Origin of the sequence: Zooshikella sp. RANM57, from assembly GCF_050749885.1 — a bacterium.
Classification (GTDB): domain Bacteria; phylum Pseudomonadota; class Gammaproteobacteria; order Pseudomonadales; family Zooshikellaceae; genus Zooshikella.
This window is the reverse complement of record NZ_JBOIUB010000001.1, coordinates 1,157,758-1,180,297: the sequence shown is the minus strand read 5'-3', so window position 1 is coordinate 1,180,297 and position 22,540 is coordinate 1,157,758. Positions and strand designations below refer to the sequence as shown.

Genomic DNA, 22,540 nt, shown 5'->3' with positions numbered 1-22,540 from the left:
AGCTAATGTTATTGATCAGAACCCAACTCACTTTGAAGTGTTGAGATCTTATCATCTTTATCCTTTATTCTTCGTTTTAGAGATTGTATTCTTCGTTCAAGATCTTTAAGTTTAGCAAATGATTTTCTGTTACTCTCATTTATTGCAGCCAACTCGCTTTTATCTGAAGTAAGTTGATTTTGCAATTTATTGAAATCAACGTTAGACATTGTGTTTGTCTTCTTAGTTGGCATTTGTTTAGAAGAAGCATTTTCTTGAGTAACAATTTTTAACCTGGCTTTATCTTGTTTTTTGGTTTTAGGTTTTATATTTTCGGGTTTGACATAGCTACTTGTTGTTGCAGGACGATCTGTGGATGCTACTGAAGAATGAGATGTATTTATATCTTGCCATTGACGGTGATGTTTATTAATACTTGCAACAGCTGTTGTATAGGGTATCTTGGCTACATCACTTTGTTTTGGTAGCTTTAATTCAATATTCTTTTTGAGCAGGTTTATATTATTGTTAATGAATGCATGTGGGTTTTCTCGATAGATAGCAATCATAGTTTGTTGAAGGGAGACGGTTGTTGACGGCCTCATTTGAGCTGCTATTTCCATGAGAGTATCGTTTTCTTGCACATAGTAATAATCGAGGCTTGAAAACTGCTTGTTGGAGATAATTGGTTGGTGTGTCTTGTGAGCAAAGGGTTCGGTGATTACTGGTTGAGAATGCTTAGCAACTAAAGCATCGTAACGATTTTGATACCTTTGCACAAATGCAGGTAACTCAGTAGAAACTTCATACTTTCTCACTAGCTTTCCATTTGGCCAGATCAAAGAAACAAATAAATCTACAGAGGGTTCTTTAATAGGTCTATCTGTAGTGATTTTAATAAATCCAGTTTTATTTTGGTTGATCGTTACATCAAAGTGGAAATTGCTATATAAGATATTTCGATTTGTACCTAACCTGCCTATATCATCTGCACTTGCAAATTTTGCGATAATTTCATTCTTAGTCAGGTCTCCAACTTCAATAAGCTCAAGTTGGGCATTTAATGGTTCACCATATGAGGATTTTACATCTAATCTTCCCAAACCAAGCGCTAAAACTGAACTAGAAAAAACACAACCAAAAGAAACAAAAGCTAATGCTTGTTGGAACCTCATAGTATATTTCTCTTTATAAACAAGCCAATTATTTTGATTTGAACTATAACAACCTTATTATAGCTAAAATGTCATATAAATAAGTTTTATCTGTAAAAAATGTCAATGTCATTTGTAATGAGAAGATGACTAATCATTAAATATATAGATACTTTTTGTATAGTTATAAATTTTAATGAAGACTATTTAATGAATGAGTGTGGAGCTGTTTTTATAGGTGAGATCTGATTTTAAAAAATATAGTTTTGTAAGTTTAATTGGTTAAAGTGTATTGTATTATATGTGGAATAAAGTCGTCTGTTGACCTTTTTATTAGTGTTGTAATCAGCCATCCTTGTGTTTGATATAGGTTTTTTACCTGTTCTGCAATAATCACTATAACTTCGATACTATGTTCAGTGGGATGAGGTATATCTATTATTAGTGGTAGCTTCTCAACTCGCTCTAGTGTTCTATTTATTTTATTAATATCATCAAAAATAGCTTGTTTGACTTCATCAACTTGTAGGTAAACTGGATTTTTAAATCTATAATTTATTGGATTAGGTATAATATTTTGTATGTCTTTTTCCTGAAGCTCGGCTTTTAAAGCTGAATGGATTTTATAGATGTCCATAATCTAGCCAATCTTTATATACTCTTCATGAGTATTGTACGCTTGTTTACTTTGTTCTTAATCTTAGTCTCAGCACCCTGAACTTCATATCTTGATGCTTTACTAAGTTATCATAGTGTATTATAGCGTATAATTTAAAGGTAAATACAGGAGATATGCTCTGAGATAGGTGTTAAATGTAGCTGAAATAATTACTACACAATATTTACTTTTAAAAGCAAAGAGCACCAGTATATAGCGCTCTTATATCTTTAGAGGTTGCCCTTTAGTATAAATTAAAACTTGTACTGAACAGATAAGGTGTATAAATCGATGTCATTTTCACCGAATCTTAGCGTATCTGTTTTGTTTTCGTCATACTTTTCGCCAACATCATTGATGCGTTCCCACTGAAGACCAAATGCAACATTTTCAGTGAGGTTGTAGTTAGCGCCCAAACCAAATGTTAGACTGGTACCTTTCTCAGAGTGGGAGTTTGCTTTATTGACTGAAGGAAAAGCTGAATTAGTTATAGAGTAATCTTCTTCTACTTTCCACTTCATGACACCAGCAGTGGCTTTAAGCTCAATATTGGTATTGATTGGGTAAAAACCGACTGCTTTAATTCCGTAGCCTTTAATTTCGTTTTCTACATCTTCATGAACACTGCCGCCAGGACTGTTATACTCAGCATCCGGACTACCAAAGTCAGTATAATTAATTTCTAGGCCAAAGTACTTGTTTACACGGTAACCAGCAAAAAGGTTAACTGCACCTTCTCTTTTCGTGTACTCAGAGTTTCCACTGTAACGGTCATTTTCTTTTTCATAATCTGAATAAGAATCGTTGTAGTCGGCTGCACCAGCGCCCAGACCTAGATAGAAACCGCTTTTTTCATCTGCAAAAGGATTTAATGAGTTTGTTGCAAATGCCGGTGCTACAAAGGTTGTAGTTAAAGCAACTGCTAATACTGCTTTTTTCATGTTACTCCCTAATGAGTACTTCTTGATAAGGCTATTTTTACTAAACATGCGTTCAGACTAACCGAAGTCAGCATTGTTATATGAAGCAAGCTTTGTAAACAATTAGCATATATACGACTTTAAATTTATATTAAAATATGATATGAAGTGCTTTGGTGAAAGATACATTTTGTACTCATATATTCTTGCAGGACTAACAACTAGAAAAAATTTAATTAATAGGTAATGAAGACTTTAAATTTATTATGATTTTTATAGGTGCTAGAAAACTAAATACGACTGACGAGAGTATGATAGAGATTCGCAAGTTAGCCTACAGATGAACATTAAATTAGGTAAATATATCATTCTGAAACTCAGGATAATTACACCATATTGAAAGCAATTTTCTAAAGCACCTTTACCTAAAGTCAATATAATGTGTATCGAACTCGTTATGATCCCTTCTCTGTTGGTTTGGTTGTTGCACACTTGCTATAAATGGTTCGACGTGTTGTTCCCCTGCCTTTGTGTCATTACGCTATTTATGCTTTTCACTATTTTAATATTTTAAAGGAGAGAGCTTTGACAAAGAAGGAAAATAAGAGGAAATAATTACCGCTGTTATAACTTTATGCAGTTAATCTCTGAGACTTTAGCTAAGCAAACAGAGATGGAATTAAAGCACTTCCTTAAAGATGGCTCAGTTGAACGCTTCGTTTTACATAAGGTAGATAATGAATATAAGTATACTACCGCATATAGAGCTAATCGCCTACCTAGATCAGAGATCCTTACCTACACTAAAACCTAGGTCTCCAGATCTTATAATTATTATATAAATGAACGAGTCGACATCTCAATGTCAACTTAAAAAAAGTTTGAGCTACCACCTAACATTGCTTATATAGCTTCGAATAAAGTTATAATATTATTGAGTAAATATGGCAGAAGTGTAAGCTGAATACTCACCTATAACGTTATAAAAAACCACTCAGTGAGTACTATCAAAAAGACCCAGAATAAAGCGAAAGCCCATAGAGATGGGCTAAACAAAAGCTTCTTGATAGCTCCAGATATGATTTCCAAGAAACTCATACGCCATCCTCCTGGGCATGACTAAATTGAAATCCTTTTAAAGTATAGCTACTACTTTTGGAGTAGTGTATATCGACAAAAGCTTTTATAGCTATGAAACGAAAGGTTGCAAAAACCAGGGAGTTGGCTTATAGCTGACTAGTCTATCTACTTACTTACAGATTATTATATTATGTCGTATTTTTGTATATTATGTTAATACTTATACAACATGAGAAGTGGTAGGGTTGTAATTTTTTTGGTTATAGATACTACACTAAATAAAACGATATACGATTTCAAACAAAGGGATCTTGTCATGAATGCTGAAGAACTAATAATCCAACAAACAAATAGCATGAATGAGGCTTACAATGAGCTTTTAGGATTAAGCGGAAGTATTTTAACAGAGGCAAATACAGAAAATTTTTTGAAAATTTACAATCTTTTATTAAAGAGTATTGAGCAACAAAATCAAATTAACCAAGCAATTTTGAATGAAATTAAAGCCTTAAAGACTGCTATAGCTACATAAAGGTTGTTAGGTTTATACATATCATAGAATCCTCATTTTTCAAGCTTTTAGCTGGTTACTGCTGTCTTGTGGATTTATTAGGGAGTTAAGGAATAAGTTGACTTAGTTTGTTATTTCTCCCTAATCTCCTATGTTTGTGTATTTTGGTGATTTGTAACAGTGAGCGTTCTGTTGTCTATCATGGAGTCAGGTTGTATCAACCTTAGTGGTTGAAGGAGTATATATTGCTTCTGTTTCCACAAAGTCTCAGGGTTTAAAGTGGCTAATCGGAAGCATCACTGAGTAAGTCTGCAATAGTGACCTGTCAGGCACAAGATAACAGCCTGCTATGCGCAAGGACTTAACTAAATGTAGAGTTGGGATATCTGTTGGCTGAACAGCCCTGTCGTGGACAGTATTATTACCTGCATATGATTGCCGATATTTACAGTTGTTTGATTGTTGCTTGGAGGTGCATGAAGTGAAGACTGAAACAGATGCCACTTGTGTTACAGGCTCCAATGAAAGGGGGAGGAATATCAGAAGTAGCCGTTAACTTAACCCCTGCAGATGTACCTCAGGATATATACCAGCGTGTCATCGACAAAATATATGTGAAGCTTGAAGCAATCGTTGGGAAAGACTGGAAGGAACACGACTACACAAAAATAATAAATATCATTGATGAAAAAATTGAAGGTATTTATAACAAGAGTAAGCGGAAATATAAGTTAAAAAAAACACTTTATGAATGGAGGCAGTTAGTTAAGTCTGATAAGCGCAACTCAGATGGAACCCTTGCAAAGAGGTCTATTCCAGAGCAAGAAGCTCATGACCTTTACAATACAATGCTTTGTGCCTACGCCTGGTTAAACTATGGGTATGATAGAGAGAAAGGCTGTATGGGCCGTAAGTTAGCTAAAAGTGCCGTAATGACATTTCCTTATGGGAGCAAGGAGTATGGCTTTAAGGACCAGTTGCTGGAGCGAGTAATTAAACCTGCGAAGATTGAGGCAATGAAGTTTAATGACATCAAAGACATAAGTGCGTCCATTTGGTCCTGAATATGGGAGGATAACTCTATTGTCTTTAAGGGTGCATCCTTGCTTGCATCCCTTCTGTATGGGGCTGTGTGCGAAACTGTAGTTAAAGCGGCTGAAGGTATGGAGTGGTTACAGAAGACAGCAAAAGTAGTGGCTAAAAAAGGTGAGCCTATTTCATGGAAAACCCCAATAGGCTTTTTAGTTGAACAAAATTACTGGGTCTATAAAGAAAAAAGAAGCGAAACAAGCTTTTTAGGAAAAGAAAAGGTTAGGTTTACTTTTAAGGTACAGGGAGCAAACATTGATAAGCAGAAACAAGCTTCGTCAATAGCCCCTAACTTTGTGCACTCTCTAGATGCAACACATTTAATGTTAGTTGTAGTTAATGCTAATTACATAGATAACTGGGCCTTAGTCCATGACTCTTTTGGAACCTTACCAAGCAGGACCCAAGAGCTTTATAATAAAATACGAACTTGCTTTTATGAGTTATATACAGAGCATGATGTTTTTAACTTATTCTGGGAGCAGATGCTTAACTACTTAAAAGAGGAGGATAAAAAAAAGATAAAAGTGACACCGAAAAAAGGGAGCTTGCAACCATCATTGATTTTAAAGTAGAGTTACTGCTTTGGGTAACAAGCAGAATAATCCTAGTTTTAAACCATGAAGCTACTCTAGAAAAAATGGATTAACTGTTTTATTATCTTCCTCAAAGTTATTATTGAAGTATGGGAGGTGTATATGCCAAATCCTAGAAATATTAATCCATGGATTAAGGCTTTTTTCTTTGTATTTATATGGGTAGGCTTAATGGTTGCTGGAGTTTATAATACTTATCCTCGTATAGGGATGATGACCTCATTTTCTATATTTATATATGTTTTTTATGGTTTGGTTTTTAGTAGCTATACATGGAAGGTTGCCGCTATATCAATAGGATTAACTTTACTATATTCCTATATCTCAGGGGAGAGCGTTAGTAGTTTAATGGTGGAAGTACACTCAGTTAAAACCGTTGGAGGCTTTCTTACATTTTTTGTTTGGTTAAGTTGTGTACAGTTAGTCCCACACAGTATTTATCAGTTATACCATAAAGCTAAATATGACTGTTTCGCTTGAGTAGTAGCCTCTTGCAACGAAATATGATTGATATTTGCTTTTGTGCTTTGAAGGAGGGGCAGTAAAATCTCACTTATCAAAAGCAGTCTAAGGATTAGTGGTAAAGACTCATGCATCCTATCATTTTTAAATAAAGAAAACCCCAAGTTAACAGTTAGCTAGCTTGGGGTTTTCTTTAGTGTTTTACCTAAATAGTTGAAACACCACTAACTTCGTTAAACTCTTGGTTAAGATTTTGTGATGTATGGTCAATAAATTTGTTTACTTTATACTGAAGGTAAATAGCGTTGCCGAAGAATGTTAGTATTCCACCTATCCAAAACATATCTTTTTTCTTGGCTTTAAACATATAGTTTAACCGATTTCTAATGTTATATAACCAGAAAGTGGCTAAGACCAGGAAAATTATTTGCATAATATATTCTACTAGAAAAGGTTCAGGTATGCGTCCACTAGTATATATAATATAGTTTTGATATATGCCATATATAAAGCTTACTATACAGTAAACTATAACGAGATTTGGTATATGCATTGATATTTTACGGTCACAAACTCTGTTAATTATAACAGTTCTTCTATACATCCAGTAATAATAATAAAGGCCAAAAGTAACTAGAGTTAAGAAAAAAACTCCACATGCGCTAAATCTAGGAAGTTCATAAATACCTTCTTTACGAAAAGTATCCAGTGCTAAATCTGAGGTAGGTGCGGCATAAGGGCTATTTGCTGAACTCATTTACTACTCCATGATATTTCCGTATCAAAGGAAGGCTACTAGTTTAAAAACGGTGAGGTATTCTATCTTTTGGTTGTTTTTTAATCAATCTATTGAGGGAGTAAGTACGAGAAAAAAGTATTTTAAGTGAGATAAATCATTACTTAATGGGCTCTTTTCATAACAAGAACGAATAGAAATTTCTGCCAAAACTCCTCTTAGCTATAAGTGCGGTATTGTTTTTTCTAATATACGTACAGCCTAATAATGACGTGGTCTAGAGTTAGGGACCCGTTTAGATACCCCGAAAGATTCTTCCCTTAAGTTTCATACCTAAGTTTTTACTTTAAGTAACCTCAAGGATTAACTCTATGTCTAATCAAGGTTTAACTCCTATCATCATCGACAGTATTTCTATTAAGCAAGATACACAAGGACGCCTCTGCCTTAATGATTTACATAAAGCCGCTGGGGGAGACCCATTACAGCGCCCACAACTTTGGCTTAGGAATAAGAAAACCCAAGATTTAATCAGTGAAATTTCCAGTGCGCAAATTTGCGCAGTGAAAGAAAATCAAGCTCTTAGAGTCATTAATGGTTGTCTGAATATTTACAACAATGTGCCTCCTCGTTATTCATATATTTTAAAAAAAATTAACACTTATACACACCTACCGAGATGATGCTATCAATTGAAACTTTTGTGCCCTGGTGGTAGTCATTATCAAGATAATAATGTAATCACAATTTTGAGCGGCTATCTTGTAGCGATTGTTTTGTGGTGATAATGTTGCAAAATATCTATACATGGGTTGCCAATATCTAAGCTGGAACAAGAGTATTAAGGTGGTATTATCTGTGAAAAGAGTAAGAATAATTTTCAACATAGCGATTACTGTTTTTATAGTATTACATGCAAACTTAAGTGTTGCTTTCGATGAGTCTAATTGGGATACAGTAAAAGAAATTGAAGTGATTGGTGAAGGGCTTAATGGAAGGATTATAGTTACCACTGAATCGCCCTCAAACCCCAGGAATTGCTCAAGTGATACTTACTCCCTAAATGCATCTAATAAAATGTTTAGATCAATTCAACAGTTTTTAGCTTTATCCCTTACGCATGGTTATCAAGTTAAGTTTAAAGTATATGGTTGTGACGGTTTACGGCACAATGGTATTGAAAACTTAAAAGTACGTACTAAAAATAGTTAATCATTGGTAGTGTCAGCAAAGGCGTATTAAAGCCTTTGTACTGACTATAATACATCAAGTTAGGCTGCACTTCTCGACGTTTATATCCTTTTATACAAAATGTTTCGACTATCACTCTCTCCCATACTAAATATGTTTTTCCAATAAACGAGCTTAACTGAATTTTTTCTGGCTTCGTAAATATTGTCAATTTATGATGATGAAAATTTTTTCTACAAAAATAATGAATAATTACTAATACATTCATTCCCCTCCGCAATAAATAAAAATAACTGAGAAATTACATGACACCCCTAACGTGTGCTTATCGCTATTACTGGGATAAAGGCATTCCTTTACCTATTGATATTGCTAGTAGGCTCCTTGCCGAAGGCTATGACGTAGAAGCACCAGAACAAAAACAATTAAATATGAACAAGCACAGGAATAAAAAATAATATAGCAAAAGATAACTTTGTTACGCCTCGTGGCATTTTGGGTCCATACCCTCACTTGAATAAGGTTGACACCAAATTTGATAGTGATGGTATTTATGATGCTCGTTTAATCCTTTCACCTGAAGCAGCAAAACCCTTGATTGTCGAAATTGAAAAGAGATTCGAAGAGCATTACCAAAAGCTTTGCCAAGAGCTACGTAAAAAGAAATTAAGAAAGGCAGACCTCCCATTTGAAGAAGACGAAGAAACTGGGAATGTAGTTTTTAAATTTAAAGTTAAAGCCAAAGGTAAACGCAAAGATGGAACCACATTTACACGTCGTCCCATTTTGTATGACACAAAGAACAATGTAATACCTGAAGATAAAGTCCTTGGACAAGGTAGTGAGGTCCGTATTTCAACTGTCTTCTATCACTGGTATGCACCTTCAACAGGCGTAGGTATTACGCTGCAACCTGAAGCTGTTCGCGTCTATCAACTAGAAGAGTATGCCTTCCAAGCCAATGCTTCCTTCTACGGGTTTGAAGACGAAGAAGAAGGTTTCACCATTGATGAAGATGACATGGACCCAGTGGAGGAAGACGAAGACTTTTAGTGTGCCACTACAGAAAGACAGATTTACTCAAGGAAGACATTGCGCACAACATAGTGGTACACGGTGAGAAGTGTATGACCTTCTTACTGGAGGAACCTAATCTGCAACTCACTTTAAACACGATAGCAGGGAAGGTGGACTCAAAGTTATACCATATTCCAGGCACTCAGTTTGACCAAGAGCAATTCCAGAAGACACGCTCCCTCGTGGCTAAACACTTACTCATGTATTCCGTAGATGGGAACACAGAGCCTGAAGACATACTGCAGTATATCCGTTTAGGTGTTGAAGGATATGGCGCTAAGCATGTCTACTTGGACCACATAACGTATATCTTAGATGCTGTGGGTGAGAATAACGGGCTGGAGGTCCTTAAATCCTTTATGCGTGGATTAAATGATTTAAATAAGGAGCTGCCGTTTACACTTTATTATGTTTCACACTTGCGTAAAAAAGATGGGAAAAAGAGTCATGAGGAGGGTGGTCGTGTAACTCTCGATGACTTTGCAGGAGGTAAGGCTAATGTGCAATATGCCAACTTTACCTTTGCCCTTGAGCGGGACCAGCAAGCAGAGGTGGATGAAGAAAAGAATAAGACAATATTAAGGGTGCTTAAAGATAGGTATACAGGTCAGTCTACAGGGACCACTTTTAACTTGATGTATAACCCTGAGACTGGGAGGAAGTTGGAAGGCGAGACATTTATAATGTGAAATGCAATTTTAGGTGCCCAATAATTTAACTTATCTTGATTTATCATTGTTGTCTGTAAGCCATACCATTGTGACGAATAATGGTATTATTACTGAAAAAATAACAGAAAATAAAACAGAGGATTCAATTCCTGAGCCACTGACAAATATCACAGACAGTGGGATAAGTATCATATTGACTACAACTATTGATGCATAAGTTACAAAAAGAGCAGTTTTATATCGTTTAAATTGGTTTTTTCCCTTTCCCATAAAAAACCTTGAGCTTATTAATGGATATATAGCTAATATTACAAAGCCAAATACAATAAGTACAAATTGCCCTGGGGCTGCATCCCCAGCACTGAAAGCAAGACTAGGTGAAAAAAAAGTCACCATTAATGCACAGTAAAAAAACTGCTTCATATTACAATCAACCTGGTTCACTTGAGGGTTAACTTGTTTATACGTGATGTTAGTATAGAGTAAAAAACTCATCTTATGAAAATCATCAATGATATTGAAACTAATGGTCTTTTAGACCAGCTAACTAAAATCCATACTATAGTTGCTTATGACCAAAGTACTAATAAAAGCTATAGTTTTTGCCCACAACAGATAAATGAAGCTGTTCTTTTCTTAGAAGATGCTCAAGAACTCATAGCTCACAATGGTTTCTAGCTCGACTATTTGATTATTAAAGAGCTTTATTAAGCTAAAGTTGTTCTCTTTTTCTTCTTTTGATATATAGATAAATTAACATGCTTATAAAAGGGACTGGTATGATTAACAAAAATAAGAGTGGGAAATAGTATATAAAGGAATGTTCGGTGCTATATAGAATGGAAGCTATATGTTTACAGATTAAAAATATAAAAAAGAAAAGGGCGAGGAATGAATAGTGTACCCTGAGTGCATAACAGTATTTTTTAAAACGGTTAGGTCCTTTAAAAATAAATAGGAAAGAAGTGATGAGTGGTAATATTATGGCTACAGGTATGGTAAACATTACCCCAACAGCAAAGCCTATATAAGCATCTCCAGCAGCATGAGCAATTTGGGGAGATAAAGCTGTAACTATAAAAATCAATATAATTTTTTTCATCAGCTATTTACTTTAAGCATATAAAGGTATGATTTAAAACTGGCTTTATGTATAACGGCTATAGACCCAACTTGTTAAAGTTGAAAACTTATCTAAGTATATATCAACAGTACTAAAGAAGTATGCAAATAATCTATGATATTGAAACTAATGGTCTTTTAGACTCACTTACTGAAATCCACACAATAATTGCGTATGACCAAGTTAAACAAGAATTCTATAACTTTACGCGATGCTCGACTTTTTAGCCTATTAATTCAGCCTTAAAGTCTGCACCTAAATAACCTTTATCACCTAGCAAAATACCACTCTTCATCAATTTCGTTAACTCCCAGACGGCTTCTCGCTCACTGTCATTAGCGGGTGTTAACGTAAACCCTGCAATTGCACCATGAAAATCAATGAGTAAGTGCCCTTTAAACCCATAATAAGTTTCACTTTTTGAAGCACAATAACCGTAGTTTGCCTCTCCTTTAAAACGGCTACAGCTTTTTGCTCGTTTAAAGTGGCTCACGGGTAAAGGAAAAGCATCGACAATATGGAGTGGGTCAGTGATTGTTCCCAGTGCCATAGTGACTCGTTTTTGCAACTGCTGTTTTACCGCCCATAAGTTTGCTGCTTGCTTTGAAAATTGGCTTCTTGAGCCGATACCTGGAAAATAATTTCGCCAATGTTCACGAAAATACCGCCAGATATGAGTATCTTCATCTAACCCAAAAAACTCGCCGATGAGCTCCATTGCAATCACTTCAGGATCAGAAAGAGAGGGCATAGTCCCTCGTTTACGTAATCGCTGGCCTTTAAGTAACTCATTGAAGGTATCATCAACCCAGCAATAAACTGCTATGATAAACTCTTCTACTGACATCCCCTGTCCCTTTGAATTTGTTTCGGCAAAACAAAGGTTGGGGTCAGGGGTTGTCATTTCAAACTAATAAAAGTCGAGCATCGCGTTAATGTAGCCTCTTTGGTTACATTGATAGTGCTGTAGATGGTATTAAATCCTTTAATACTATTTGAGCCTGCAGGCTGCATTGCCTGATTTTTACTTAGTAATATATAGGATCTTTCACTACGAATAATATCAACTGCAGTCTTTACTGATTTGGCAGTCGCTAGTTTGTCGGACGTATTCTCATCAATTGCATCAGTTTTAGCATTCGGTAACTGGTCTAAACCAACATCCACTTTAGTGGGTTTATTTCCCTCGTGATAAACACGTTGATTGTGATTTTCACCTGCGTAAATATCCCCCACCACATGAATATCGCCTTTAAAAACACCACCCGTTTTTGGTACATAATTATCTTTAACATATTGACGAGAAGCCAATACAATTGCCGGATCAATTTTTAGTTCTATATTTTTAGCATTTAATATTTCTAAAACGACTTTCAAATAAAGACTACTGGCACTACCACTGTTTTGTTGTACTTTTGGTTTATACGTTTTCGGATATTTACCAATACAAACTAAGTCACCTTGGTTATCATAAAGGCCAAATTCCGTAATATAAAAACCACCCACATCAACGGGTATAACCGCTTCAGCCACCACCCAGTTTTTATTATGTGGGTCAATTGATAAATGAGTAATATTGCCAGACCAGCGCTCTCTCACCAAAGATTTAGCATTTTCATTGGGGAAAGTTTCTTTACCTTCCTCTACACCACCATCCCCTACTTTTATCGTTGTTATCTTTAACGTATCCCCCATTAACGTAGCGTTGGTTAGTTTTGCTATTCCTACGTCAGTCAGTAAATTGTAGTATTCTTTATCCATAACTCCATCTGTATTTTGTATAAGTTTTTTGAATGACTACGTTATCACTGATCCCCTTCCCTAATCAGGTGAAATTCTTCACTTTTAATTATAGCTATCGAGAATCATTTTCAAACGCAAATAAAATGGTATAAATACCTACAGCAAAAATTATTTTAGAGAAATACAACAGATATCACTGATATTATTTTGTGATACTTACACAGTAGTTCGCACATAAAACCTTTAAAATATACAACAGATATTTAATTGCTCCTTGTAACTCAGAGCAAAGGCTACAAAGTTTCTCATAGGTATTTTAGGGCAGGACAAGTGTAATGCGCCGTAAGCTTGACATACGCTCATACGAGGAGCGACTAAAGGAAGATCCTGACTACGACATTACACAAGATCGCTACTGGGAACCTGATCAAACCATGTCGATCTATGGTGATCCTGAACTGGGTACATCAGTTTGGGATGATGTGCGTAGTATGGAAGTCAAAGACTTCGGTATTCCATTGCTGCCGTATGTTATTCGTGAAAAAGTGCCGCTCATTCCTGATCGTGTGGTGCCTCCTGTCCCCCCTCCCGACACATCTCCTGATTTGAATTACAAAATTGTGGTTGAAGTAGCAGGTGTTCAGCATAGAAGTAGCAGGTGTTCAGCATAATAGTACACAACGGTTGTATTTAGGTGTCGATAAAGACAGCGAACAAGGGCTTGAATTAAAAGCAGCTGCTACTCATTTTAAGGATGGTGAACGTTACCGCAGTCTCGTAGAATTTCATAATATCCAGAATGTCCCCCGAGAGCTGGGTATTCGTATTGCCATGCATGGTCGTGGCGAACCGCCTCTTTATCTACCACTTATTCTGCAACTTCAGCCAGTACCCAAAGATACTGAAAAAACACCTTGGGATACGATCATTATTCCCGTCAAACCCCTGACTTATCTTAATGATAAAAAATCCCGTCCAGAGTCGGATATCCTCCAAGAAGGTGGCTGGGTTTATGTGTTTTGGAAAAATAAACTATGGAGAGAGCTAGAAGTCAGCAAAAACCAAACCTACCGATATACACGTCTGGCGTTTTATCGTAATGCCCGCCAAAGCCGTTTAGGATTAACTGACCCAAATACGCGTGAAGCACTTGGCACCGCTTACGACACTATCTGGATACCCTACAAACTGAATGGTGAAGTACAGCAAGGTGCTACGGGAATAAAAATGCTGTTCAGTAAGCAGCAACTAAGCTGGGATGCTATTGATGAGCTTGAAAGCAATCCTGGTGAATTAGATAAACAGACCACATCGGTTGACAGTATTAAGGTCTATGAGCAGACCAAAGGCTTTGATTTAGCAGATGGGCCTGTAGGTCCTATTGCGCCAGCCTTACTGGACCAAAATAAAGAGGTCGTTCCTCCTCAACAAAATAAACGCGTCTCATCAGAACGGTATCTGGATGCCAACCGAGAGCATAAGATCCCTGTCGTTTATTTAAATGAGCGCCCTATTGATACAAAAGTGACGGCCATTTATCCCGTTCGATTTGCTTATGCCAACTTTTTTGAAGAGTCACTGGAAAGTGCAGTAGAGCCTCCCCCCATAAACACGATGCTGGGCGCGAACACCATCGCCGACGGCAAAGGCTATGTCATTCGTTTATTACGCCAAGGCTGGGTGTATATTCGAGAAGAAGATGACAGTGCTAACGGTCATTTTCATATTTTTAAATACACAAAAACAGAAGAGAACGGCGAGGTTAAAGAGCAGTTTGATAAATACCTTTTTAAAAACAAAGTCAATGCACAAGGTGGGCTGGTGTACGACAGCTCTGGCAGTGAAAACGGTTATCCTTTCATCTTTGTTAAACGCACCTTAAAAGAAATCAGTATCGCCTACAGTGAGCATGAGTGGCACGCTGATGTCATCGACAAAATGAATGGTCAACTGGATGCGCGTAAAAAAGCGATGCAGCGAGTCAATTTACATGCTGATCAAGATCCCTACGCACTACCAGCCACCGCAGAAAACTTTAAACAGCTGGTTGAGGATTACCGAAGCCGCAAAAATCGCTTATTAGCACTTAAAAATGCTGATGTAGACCCATCAGTCAAAGACATCAGTTTAGACGTTCTCACCACAGAAACTTCCTATGAACTTGAGGCTGAACAGATTGCTGCTGAGCTTCAGAAGAAAACACTTTACAGCAAAACAGCACGAATCGTTGCCTTGCACGATCCTGTTGGTCGCCAGAAAGAAATAGCCCGCGTTCATGGCATGTTGTCACTTTGGGAGAAAGAATATGCTTCCAGAAACATGTATCCCTATGTCATTGGGCAAATTGTCAATGACTTAAAACGTTCAGCAGAAGGTGAAGTTAAAGAAATCGTCGAAGAATCCATCAATTGGCAGGAACATGGCGAATACTGGCAAAATATTGAGGATGAATTTTCAGTATTCAAAGAACGACAGGAGCAGTTCGCTACACTTTATAAATCCTTCATGTTTGGTTCGCCCAATGTCGGTAACGTCGGCTCTCTCGATACTTACTTTAAATACTTCTTTTGTCACGCGCCCCATTCTGATCAGGATGCAGAGCACGAGTTACAGAAACTTTGTAAGCTATCTGCAGGCATTTATCAAGGGATCATGGCATCAGTTCCTGGCAAGCAAGCGTTAGAAGAAATTATTTCAGATGCGGCAGAGCAGCCAGAAGAAATAGAAAACGCTAAAAATGGCTATTACCTTTCCTTCCAGATATTCAGGTTTATTGTCACTACCCCTCAAAAAGGTTATGACTGGTCAATAACTACAGTGAAATTGCTTGATTGGGTTTTACAACATCTTGGCTCCATATGGGGGCATGCAGTTTCTTTATTGAAATTTAGTAAAGAGCTTGGTCAGCGAACGGTTAATAGGCTTACGTTTAACGCCTTAAAGTATGTAACAAATCAGCTTATATACGATGTACTAAGAGTCTACGGACTAGAGCTTGATATCAATAAAAGCATACGAATGACTCATGATGAGCTGGCTAAAACGTTGGCTCACTATATTAATAAATCCAGTAGTGGCAAAAACGCCAACACCATTCTTGATAAAGCTGTAAAGAAAGTTCAACGAGGCCAGTCATTATTTAACTGGGCGGAGCGGGTGAAAACCCAAAAACTACCAGAGCTTCTTAATCTTTCAGAAGTGCGCGTAATGAAAGCTTCAGGGAATCGCTATTCATTTGTTACCCCAAAAAACAAAGTCGAAAGAATAGGGTTACTTTTTGATACTGGCTTTGCAGGCTTATCAGCCACTTTTAATATGATGACAATTTATGATATTGCTCAGTCTACCCACTTTTCTAATGCAAATCCCCTCAACGAACGTAATGGTCTATATTCAGCCATCTCCGTCATAGCCAGCATCAATTCACTTATGCTTGATACAACGCTGATTTTACGTTCAGGTACGCTTGCTACCTCATCAATTCTAAACAAAGCGGCTCCATCGTTAGCCAAAGCTTTAGCCCCTAAGATGATGGAAAAAGCTACCATCCTGGGTAATTTTCTTAGTAACTCTGCGTATGCTGCAACCTATATGGCAATAGCAAACTATGGAACGATGGTGTTATCCGCATGGGATGCCCTTAGAGCTTATAATCGAGGTAATTATGGAGAAAGTACAGGCTACTCTTTCATAGCTGTAGGTTCAGCATTGATTTTTGCTCATGCTCTATATGCTGCAGGTATAGCGAGTACAACAGCAGGTTCAGCTGCTTCAGCAACGGGGGTTGGCTCACCACCAGGCGTAATGGCGGTCGCTGCTGGCCTTTTATTTATGGGAGTTGGTGGCGCACTCATTTATATCTACGGTCAAACCCCATTAGAAACATTGCTTAAAAACTGCTTCTGGGGATCAGGACCTAAGTATATTTTTTGGCCAAAAGATAACAGTAAACTGCTAAGGGATGATCGGCCAAATATAAATCAACGTTTATCTAGAACTCAACAAATTGCATCAGCTAAAGAAATTCAATTGGCATATAGAATGGAATTACAGGAGTTTATGAATATCCTGTATATGCCTCAGCTTGAGCTAGATAAAGATATCGGACTATTTCCAGGCTCAGGCAACACCTATCACTATAAATTCATTTTACCTGGGTTTGAGCCAGGCATATCAGAGGTTGAGTTTGCACTTTATACCAAGACAAGTTTTCAGGAAGATGGACAAATCACCATTAAGCCTGACAAGTTACTCACTCAGCAGATGACAGAGAAAATGAAGACGGCTGATGTAAAACTTAAAGAGGGTGCAGCTCATTTCACTCTTGAGATGAAGTTCAATACCAAAGTCAGTATGTTCTGGGTATATCGGCCTCAACCGAATATTATTGTGCCAATGCGTTTAATTACTGATGATGGGAGATTAAAAACACCTATTATCGGCATGCGAGATGAGAGTTCATTGTGATGGGGAAGTTTATTAAAACGATTTATCCAAAGCCTTTTTTCCTGAAATGGAAAGAATTACTCGCCATAGACCTTAGTTCATTTGCGCAACCTGACCCCATTGTTGAGATTAACGCTCGACAAATTAAGGTCATGCAAAACAAAACAGAAATCCGCAACTGTTGGGCAAGCCTGTTTTTGCTGGGGCTTATTTTTATCGCTGGATTTAAGTTTCTTGACTATTATGAAGCGTGGAAAAGTGCGGAGTGGAATGCAAACCGTTTTATAGAAATTGCCAAGAAAGAACATGGAAGTGAATATTTTAGTCTAACAAAAGACCCTGGTGCTCTAGCATTTTATTCTGTTGTAGGCGATGACGGAAAAATGTCATTCAAAGGGTTTATCCATGATCGCTATAACAACTACACGCACACGACTCAGCGCATTATCGGTGACATCATTTTTACCAGTATCCCTTTGCTTGGTATTTTTATCTTATTGCTTTGGATTATCTTGTTACGTAAACCGGCACCATTGATTTTTGATCGGGAAAAACGTGTTGTATATAGCTGGCAAAAAGGTGGCGTTTGGGCGCAGCGCTATGATGATATTCGGCTCCATGAAAACATCCAGATGCTCCTATTTTTTCTACGTTGCGAATTAAAAGACGGTTCTTTAGGCTGGGCAAGATACCCACTCCAGCCCACAGGAAACCCCTTATTTTCCTCACTTTCAGCCTATAAACCCACCTTAGCGTATATTGCGCAATTCATGGAATATGGCCGAGAAAAGGTTTTGCCCAATCAAGACTCATGGCAAGCCAAGCCGCCCTTTTACTTTAGAGATGATCCCGAACCTGAAAATATCGAACAGGAAATTGACCGTATTCTGCAACGCATCACCGAAGCGAATAATGAAATTCCTTTAGATGAAGAGGGAAACCCTATTCCACCAGAGGAGTAAATTTCAAAAATACTCAAAAAAAGATATCGTTAGTTTTTTGGCTCTTGTCAACCTGATGACAAAAGCAGCCTAATTCCCATTGAACACGCCGTGCATCCTTCCCTGGAGGCTCGATTGCCGCGTCCTGCGGCAAACGGTTCAACGGAAATCAGCCGGCTTTTGTTTAATAATAGAATCTATGATTTTACTAACAATCACCTACTTCAAGAATGTTTGTTTTATATTATTAACATGACCTCAATGTTTGTCTATGGTACCAGATTCATCTTTGGTACACAGTTATAGTCCACTTCCAGTATTTTATTTAAACTGCCACTGTTGTCCTTTGGTGTCATCCTTCGTCCAAATACCAACCCAATCACCATATTTAGTAAAGTGCTTCAAATAAACCATACGATACGCTAAGTTTTGTATGCGACCATCAACTAACTGCCACCGTTGATGTAGTTGTTGGGCATTACATTGACCAATGACTGCACGATTAGTACCTTTCCACCACTGTGGCATTTGCAAACATTTTTCAGAAGCGTTAGCAGGGTGCAGTAAGCCGTTGCTATCTAACTCCCACTGTTGAGATTTCGAATCACTACAACGTGCAGCATTAACACGAGCACCATCAACGTTACTATTGTTTACGGTACCCAAACAAACATTCAAGCTGTTCGTAATCGGTTTGTACTTATTATTACCTGGATCTGGATTCGGCGTAGGGTCTGGATTTGGCGTTGGATCAGGATCGGGGTTAGTTTGACACGAGCTGGTACCACTGAGTTTTCCAAAGTTTTGTGTCCATAAATGCCGATAACGGTTTCCACTGTTATAGGCATAACCTACACCAATGTCGCAATAATTTTTACTTAAAATGGATGCTCTATGACCTGAGCTGTTCATCCACTGCTCCATTGTCCCTTCTGCATCTGAAGAACCTGCGGCGATGTTTTCTGCCGCATATCCGTGTTGATAACCTTGTGCTTTCATACGATCAAATGGAGAGCGTCCATCTCGGCTAGTATGGCTAAAGTAATTATTTTGAGCCATATCTTCAGAATGAAGACGTGATGACTTAGCAAGCTTCGTATTATAATTATACTTATGTAAGTTTCGTGCAGTACGCTCCTGATTGACTAATTTAAAAACAGCTTGCTCTCTGGTTTCATCCACCATTTTGGCGACTCTTGTTGAGCCCTGTTTCATTTCACGAATAATCTGTTGGCCATTATTAAATCTGATAAAGAAAGTTCTTCCCATGATCTCAATTTTGCCTGAGACACTTTCAGGAGAAATAGCAAGAATAACTTTACTTTGAGGTTCACTATCTACCGTTCCAACCCATAAGCTGCTCACTTGAGCACCTGAAACTTCTGATGGTTGAAAACTAGTAGATACGCCATTATCCACAACACGTTTCTTATTTGCTATAAACTGAATTCCATCAAATAGCTCAATTTTAATTTTATCCAGTGCCAACACATTTGTTGTAAATATTTCAGGATTAATGTGAACTGTTTTTTCTTGTTTAACAATAGGACTCAAATTTTTTATTTCTGATGCCGCTTGAACAACGTTCTCTTGCGTAAGATTTAATGTTTTTGCATTGACCGCATTAACAAAAAAAATAGCCAATGGAAGCGCAATAGCTCTTGATACGCTCATAAACCTTCCTCAATACAATATTATACAATCATTAATACTATATTAAGGAATATATAAATTTCGTTGCATTTATCGCAAAGAATATATGCACTATACTTTTTTAATAATTAATGCGAAGTAAATCGGCATTACAAAATTTCAAGAACGAATCATTTCACGTTAAAATAGATAATTAGTCAGGCAGTTTATGTGTATTTTCAACAAAACCTTCATGTGGCTTAACAGGGGAATGGACTAAATTATAGTGGCACTGTATACAGGTTACTTTAGTATAAAACGACTGAGCATGTGCTCGTTGTCCCTCATAGGATGAAACAGCAATTTTTTCCATAATATGACAATTACGGCAAACCCTACTGTCATTAGCTAACATTCGTTCTCTCACTTGTTTTGCTAACCGTGGTTTGAAGCTTTCCCAAACAGCAGGGTTCGTAAAATCATTTCTTACCTCTGAAAGGCTATCTTTAATGCCTCCTTTAACATGAGTCCACATGGCTAATGCGAGTGATTCTGGTATATGACAATCTGCACAACCAACAACAACCCCACTTTTAGATGTTCTGTGAGCAGACGCTACATATATTTCCTCATTTGCTATGTATTGGTTCATAGAATGACAACTATTACCACAAAACTCATCAGTCGATGTCACTCTATCAACATGATCTGCAGTAATCACTAACAGAATACTCAAAAGGATACCTAAAAACAAAACGATGAATATATTTTTATTCATAATTATTGGTGAATACGTTTTGCAAACTCAATGGCCCATGCTTTATCTTTGTCGGTATGGCAGATTAAACATGCATAATCAACCGTGATAAATGCTTTTCCCTCATCATTTAATCGAACAAACTGGCCATTATTGGTAAACATTTTCCATTGTTGATCCGTACTGATACGGAAAATATGACCACGTACATCCCCCTCAGGAATTTCACCTATTTTTGCCTGATGTTTTACTGATACAGCTGATTTAGCAATCCGTGGCATATGGCAAGTTGTACACTGAAAATCAACTTTCGCAGGAATATGATCGATAGTTTCTGTGTGGCATATTTGACATGTATTTTGTTCACCTTTAAACCCATTCCCCTGATACTTAACACTTTGGTGAGGCTCGTGGCAGGCAATACATTTAATATTGCGATGTGGTGAGGCCAGCAAATCTTCATACTGCTCATGGTGCCTTATCAAACCATTACTCGCATCAATCTGGCTGACATTACCTCGTCGATGACAATCACCACAGTTCTCTTCAAAACTTAAATGTACTTGCTCAGGTTGTGCAGCATGTTGATCACCTGGACCATGGCAAGCTTCACAGGTGACTCCATCAGCACTCCAAACCCCATAGATACCTGGTAGATTATTTTGATGCGGTCCTTTAGGACCCGTTAAAACCCAACCTGTTGTATGACACTCCCCACATGTATATGGCTTACGTGGTGCATTATCTTTGTCATACCCTGTCCAAGAGGATGTGGTTTTTAGTATTTGATTTGCTAAATTAAATTGACGGTGTTTATCTCCCGTTAATATATATCCTTCTTTATCCATAAAACGTGCTTTCCAAGCAAATCCCCCTATAACATAGGAAATATCATTCCATTGTTTATCTGCTGGTGGAGACGGAACTCCGGGTGAAGTATCTGCTGGGAAGACTGGAGGACCTGTTACTTTTTGAATTTTATGGGGATGGCCTGTTTTAATGTAAGACGAATAAATGTCACTATGGCATTCGCGGCATTTATTATCTCCAATATATGTTTGAGCAAAAGAAAGTACAGGGCAAAGAATTAATAAAACTGCTGTACAAAATGATGCGTGTAACTGCCAAAAGCGGACAAAATAACAAAGGTCAGCTATCATTATTGGCCCTTCTTTCTATAAAGAAACAACCACTCTAAAAAACTTTTTTCAAAGAGTAACTCATAGTAAATATAGTTAACTTAATCAAGAAAATAAAAGTGTATTTACTCATATTTGATTGAAACACTAAAAATCTGTTAAGCAAGTTCATAACAAAATGCTAACATTGCTAACCTTATATACTCATAATGAGGTATATTTTTATACTTACTTTTAAAGAGTGATGCCCACAGCAAAAAGTATATAATAATTACTCAACAACAAGAACGCCTCGATACATTTGCATTTGGCAATGAAAAGAATATTCGCCAGTGTTTAAGGCTGGCAGCTTTATTTCTGTAGTTTTATTTAAGGGTAGTGTTTCACTAATATCCAAGTCTGGAAACAGTACCATCTCAGCACAGGGTGAAGCATCTTTCCGTAAAAAACGAAGGATCGTGGATTGATTAGCTTTTAACTTAATGTTTGCTGGCTCGTAGACTCCATTATCAACGATAATAATGGATTTTGAACTATCCATGATAGCCTTTGTTGGCTTATAAAGCCAAAACCACCAAACGATTAATCCTATTAATCCTATACCCAACACGTTAACCAAAAACATTTTCACACTC

The 22,540-nt window shown here is 37.2% G+C and carries 21 protein-coding genes and 2 pseudogenes; 12 read left to right on the top strand and 11 right to left on the bottom strand.

Annotation, left to right across the window (positions count from 1 at the left end; genetic code table 11):
- Nucleotides 1–8 precede the first annotated feature (8 nt).
- From ACQ96U_RS04635 to ACQ96U_RS04625, 3 genes are all read right to left on the bottom strand, one after another.
- Nucleotides 9–1,154, bottom strand: a complete 1,146-nt coding sequence (locus tag ACQ96U_RS04635; RefSeq protein WP_431720060.1) for a type IV pilus assembly protein FimV — start codon at nt 1,152–1,154, stop codon at nt 9–11.
- Nucleotides 1,155–1,407: 253 nt separating this feature from the next.
- Nucleotides 1,408–1,770, bottom strand: a complete 363-nt coding sequence (locus ACQ96U_RS04630) for a hypothetical protein (RefSeq protein ID WP_431720059.1) — start codon at nt 1,768–1,770, stop codon at nt 1,408–1,410.
- A gap of 275 nt (nt 1,771–2,045) precedes the next feature.
- The gene (locus ACQ96U_RS04625; protein ID WP_431720058.1) at nt 2,046–2,732 is read right to left on the bottom strand and encodes an outer membrane beta-barrel protein; all 687 of its coding nucleotides are present in this window, start codon (nt 2,730–2,732) and stop codon (nt 2,046–2,048) included.
- Nucleotides 2,733–4,107: 1,375 nt separating this feature from the next.
- Between ACQ96U_RS04625 and ACQ96U_RS04620 the strand changes: the two genes are divergently transcribed.
- The 3 genes and pseudogenes from ACQ96U_RS04620 (at nt 4,108) to ACQ96U_RS04610 (ending at nt 6,467) form a co-directional block, all read left to right on the top strand.
- Complete coding sequence (locus ACQ96U_RS04620; protein WP_431720057.1) at nt 4,108–4,323, top strand: hypothetical protein; 216 nt, start codon at nt 4,108–4,110, stop codon at nt 4,321–4,323.
- 476 nt (nt 4,324–4,799) lie between these two features.
- Nucleotides 4,800–5,966: pseudogene (locus ACQ96U_RS04615) on the top strand (DNA-directed RNA polymerase).
- Nucleotides 5,967–6,089: 123 nt separating this feature from the next.
- The gene (locus ACQ96U_RS04610) at nt 6,090–6,467 is read left to right on the top strand and encodes a hypothetical protein (RefSeq protein WP_431720056.1); all 378 of its coding nucleotides are present in this window, start codon (nt 6,090–6,092) and stop codon (nt 6,465–6,467) included.
- 187 nt (nt 6,468–6,654) lie between these two features.
- Here ACQ96U_RS04610 and ACQ96U_RS04605 read toward each other — a convergent pair whose 3' ends face one another.
- Nucleotides 6,655–7,206, bottom strand: coding sequence for a DUF4234 domain-containing protein (locus ACQ96U_RS04605; RefSeq protein ID WP_431720055.1), 552 nt, complete (start codon nt 7,204–7,206; stop codon nt 6,655–6,657).
- A 350-nt stretch (nt 7,207–7,556) separates the two neighbouring features.
- Here ACQ96U_RS04605 and ACQ96U_RS04600 point away from each other — a divergent pair, with 350 nt between their 5' ends.
- The 5 genes from ACQ96U_RS04600 (at nt 7,557) to ACQ96U_RS04580 (ending at nt 10,142) form a co-directional block, all read left to right on the top strand.
- On the top strand, nt 7,557–7,868 hold the full coding sequence (locus ACQ96U_RS04600) for a KilA-N domain-containing protein (RefSeq protein ID WP_431720054.1): 312 nt from the start codon (nt 7,557–7,559) through the stop codon (nt 7,866–7,868).
- A gap of 175 nt (nt 7,869–8,043) precedes the next feature.
- Nucleotides 8,044–8,397, top strand: a complete 354-nt coding sequence (locus ACQ96U_RS04595) for a hypothetical protein (RefSeq protein WP_431720053.1) — start codon at nt 8,044–8,046, stop codon at nt 8,395–8,397.
- Between the two features lie 284 nt (nt 8,398–8,681).
- Nucleotides 8,682–8,834: a hypothetical protein gene (locus tag ACQ96U_RS04590; protein WP_431720052.1), complete on the top strand. Its 153-nt coding sequence runs from the start codon at nt 8,682–8,684 to the stop codon at nt 8,832–8,834.
- 37 nt (nt 8,835–8,871) lie between these two features.
- Nucleotides 8,872–9,429 carry a hypothetical protein gene (locus ACQ96U_RS04585; RefSeq protein ID WP_431720051.1) on the top strand — a complete coding sequence of 186 codons (558 nt, stop codon included), beginning with the start codon at nt 8,872–8,874 and terminating at the stop codon, nt 9,427–9,429.
- Nucleotides 9,429–10,142 carry a DnaB-like helicase C-terminal domain-containing protein gene (locus ACQ96U_RS04580; RefSeq protein WP_431720050.1) on the top strand — a complete coding sequence of 238 codons (714 nt, stop codon included), beginning with the start codon at nt 9,429–9,431 and terminating at the stop codon, nt 10,140–10,142. The genes ACQ96U_RS04585 and ACQ96U_RS04580 overlap by 1 nt, the downstream gene beginning before the upstream one ends.
- A 30-nt stretch (nt 10,143–10,172) precedes the next feature.
- Here ACQ96U_RS04580 and ACQ96U_RS04575 read toward each other — a convergent pair whose 3' ends face one another.
- Entirely contained in the window at nt 10,173–10,547 is a 375-nt protein-coding gene (locus tag ACQ96U_RS04575; RefSeq protein ID WP_431720049.1) for a hypothetical protein, read from the bottom strand.
- A 75-nt stretch (nt 10,548–10,622) separates the two neighbouring features.
- Between ACQ96U_RS04575 and ACQ96U_RS04570 the strand changes: the two genes are divergently transcribed.
- Nucleotides 10,623–10,802: a hypothetical protein gene (locus ACQ96U_RS04570; RefSeq protein WP_431720048.1), complete on the top strand. Its 180-nt coding sequence runs from the start codon at nt 10,623–10,625 to the stop codon at nt 10,800–10,802.
- Nucleotides 10,803–11,476: 674 nt separating this feature from the next.
- Here ACQ96U_RS04570 and ACQ96U_RS04565 read toward each other — a convergent pair.
- Together ACQ96U_RS04565 and ACQ96U_RS04560 are read right to left on the bottom strand one after the other, a co-directional pair.
- Nucleotides 11,477–12,094 (bottom strand): annotated as a pseudogene (locus tag ACQ96U_RS04565) (IS982 family transposase); the annotation flags it as partial.
- 53 nt (nt 12,095–12,147) lie between these two features.
- Nucleotides 12,148–13,008, bottom strand: a complete 861-nt coding sequence (locus ACQ96U_RS04560) for a phage tail protein (protein WP_431720047.1) — start codon at nt 13,006–13,008, stop codon at nt 12,148–12,150.
- A 317-nt stretch (nt 13,009–13,325) separates the two neighbouring features.
- On the opposite strand from ACQ96U_RS04560, the gene ACQ96U_RS04555 reads away from it, so the two are divergent.
- The 3 genes from ACQ96U_RS04555 to ACQ96U_RS04545 are packed head-to-tail and all read left to right on the top strand — an operon-like array spanning nt 13,326 to nt 18,398.
- On the top strand, nt 13,326–13,661 hold the full coding sequence (locus ACQ96U_RS04555) for a hypothetical protein (RefSeq protein WP_431720046.1): 336 nt from the start codon (nt 13,326–13,328) through the stop codon (nt 13,659–13,661).
- A complete protein-coding gene (locus ACQ96U_RS04550) occupies nt 13,627–17,457 on the top strand; it encodes a toxin VasX (protein ID WP_431720045.1) in 3,831 nt (1,276 codons plus the stop codon). Before ACQ96U_RS04555 ends, ACQ96U_RS04550 begins: the two co-directional genes overlap by 35 nt.
- The gene (locus ACQ96U_RS04545; RefSeq protein ID WP_431720044.1) at nt 17,454–18,398 is read left to right on the top strand and encodes a hypothetical protein; all 945 of its coding nucleotides are present in this window, start codon (nt 17,454–17,456) and stop codon (nt 18,396–18,398) included. Before ACQ96U_RS04550 ends, ACQ96U_RS04545 begins: the two co-directional genes overlap by 4 nt.
- Nucleotides 18,399–18,698: 300 nt before the next feature.
- Here ACQ96U_RS04545 and ACQ96U_RS04540 read toward each other — a convergent pair whose 3' ends face one another.
- The 4 genes from ACQ96U_RS04540 to ACQ96U_RS04525 all read right to left on the bottom strand — a co-directional run bounded on the left by ACQ96U_RS04540 (nt 18,699) and on the right by ACQ96U_RS04525 (nt 22,530).
- The gene (locus ACQ96U_RS04540; RefSeq protein ID WP_431720043.1) at nt 18,699–20,051 is read right to left on the bottom strand and encodes a CAP domain-containing protein; all 1,353 of its coding nucleotides are present in this window, start codon (nt 20,049–20,051) and stop codon (nt 18,699–18,701) included.
- A gap of 172 nt (nt 20,052–20,223) precedes the next feature.
- Nucleotides 20,224–20,787, bottom strand: a complete 564-nt coding sequence (locus ACQ96U_RS04535; RefSeq protein WP_431720042.1) for a NapC/NirT family cytochrome c — start codon at nt 20,785–20,787, stop codon at nt 20,224–20,226.
- Between the two features lie 2 nt (nt 20,788–20,789).
- Nucleotides 20,790–21,926, bottom strand: coding sequence for a cytochrome c3 family protein (locus ACQ96U_RS04530; protein ID WP_431720041.1), 1,137 nt, complete (start codon nt 21,924–21,926; stop codon nt 20,790–20,792).
- A 250-nt stretch (nt 21,927–22,176) separates the two neighbouring features.
- Nucleotides 22,177–22,530, bottom strand: a complete 354-nt coding sequence (locus ACQ96U_RS04525; protein WP_431720040.1) for a cupredoxin domain-containing protein — start codon at nt 22,528–22,530, stop codon at nt 22,177–22,179.
- Between the last annotated feature and the right edge of the window lie 10 nt (nt 22,531–22,540).

Coding starts and splice junctions, on each gene's coding strand:
- ACQ96U_RS04630 (WP_431720059.1), bottom strand. CDS start 1,770: ATGGACATCTATAAAATCCATTCAGCTTTAAAAGCCGAGCTTCAGGAA.
- ACQ96U_RS04555 (WP_431720046.1), top strand. CDS start 13,326: ATGCGCCGTAAGCTTGACATACGCTCATACGAGGAGCGACTAAAGGAA.
- ACQ96U_RS04605 (WP_431720055.1), bottom strand. CDS start 7,206: ATGAGTTCAGCAAATAGCCCTTATGCCGCACCTACCTCAGATTTAGCA.
- ACQ96U_RS04620 (WP_431720057.1), top strand. CDS start 4,108: ATGAATGCTGAAGAACTAATAATCCAACAAACAAATAGCATGAATGAG.
- ACQ96U_RS04625 (WP_431720058.1), bottom strand. CDS start 2,732: ATGAAAAAAGCAGTATTAGCAGTTGCTTTAACTACAACCTTTGTAGCA.
- ACQ96U_RS04600 (WP_431720054.1), top strand. CDS start 7,557: ATGTCTAATCAAGGTTTAACTCCTATCATCATCGACAGTATTTCTATT.
- ACQ96U_RS04590 (WP_431720052.1), top strand. CDS start 8,682: ATGACACCCCTAACGTGTGCTTATCGCTATTACTGGGATAAAGGCATT.
- ACQ96U_RS04570 (WP_431720048.1), top strand. CDS start 10,623: ATGAAAATCATCAATGATATTGAAACTAATGGTCTTTTAGACCAGCTA.
- ACQ96U_RS04610 (WP_431720056.1), top strand. CDS start 6,090: ATGCCAAATCCTAGAAATATTAATCCATGGATTAAGGCTTTTTTCTTT.
- ACQ96U_RS04535 (WP_431720042.1), bottom strand. CDS start 20,787: ATGAATAAAAATATATTCATCGTTTTGTTTTTAGGTATCCTTTTGAGT.
- ACQ96U_RS04530 (WP_431720041.1), bottom strand. CDS start 21,926: ATGATAGCTGACCTTTGTTATTTTGTCCGCTTTTGGCAGTTACACGCA.
- ACQ96U_RS04635 (WP_431720060.1), bottom strand. CDS start 1,154: ATGAGGTTCCAACAAGCATTAGCTTTTGTTTCTTTTGGTTGTGTTTTT.
- ACQ96U_RS04575 (WP_431720049.1), bottom strand. CDS start 10,547: ATGAAGCAGTTTTTTTACTGTGCATTAATGGTGACTTTTTTTTCACCT.
- ACQ96U_RS04560 (WP_431720047.1), bottom strand. CDS start 13,008: ATGGATAAAGAATACTACAATTTACTGACTGACGTAGGAATAGCAAAA.
- ACQ96U_RS04525 (WP_431720040.1), bottom strand. CDS start 22,530: ATGTTTTTGGTTAACGTGTTGGGTATAGGATTAATAGGATTAATCGTT.
- ACQ96U_RS04540 (WP_431720043.1), bottom strand. CDS start 20,051: ATGAGCGTATCAAGAGCTATTGCGCTTCCATTGGCTATTTTTTTTGTT.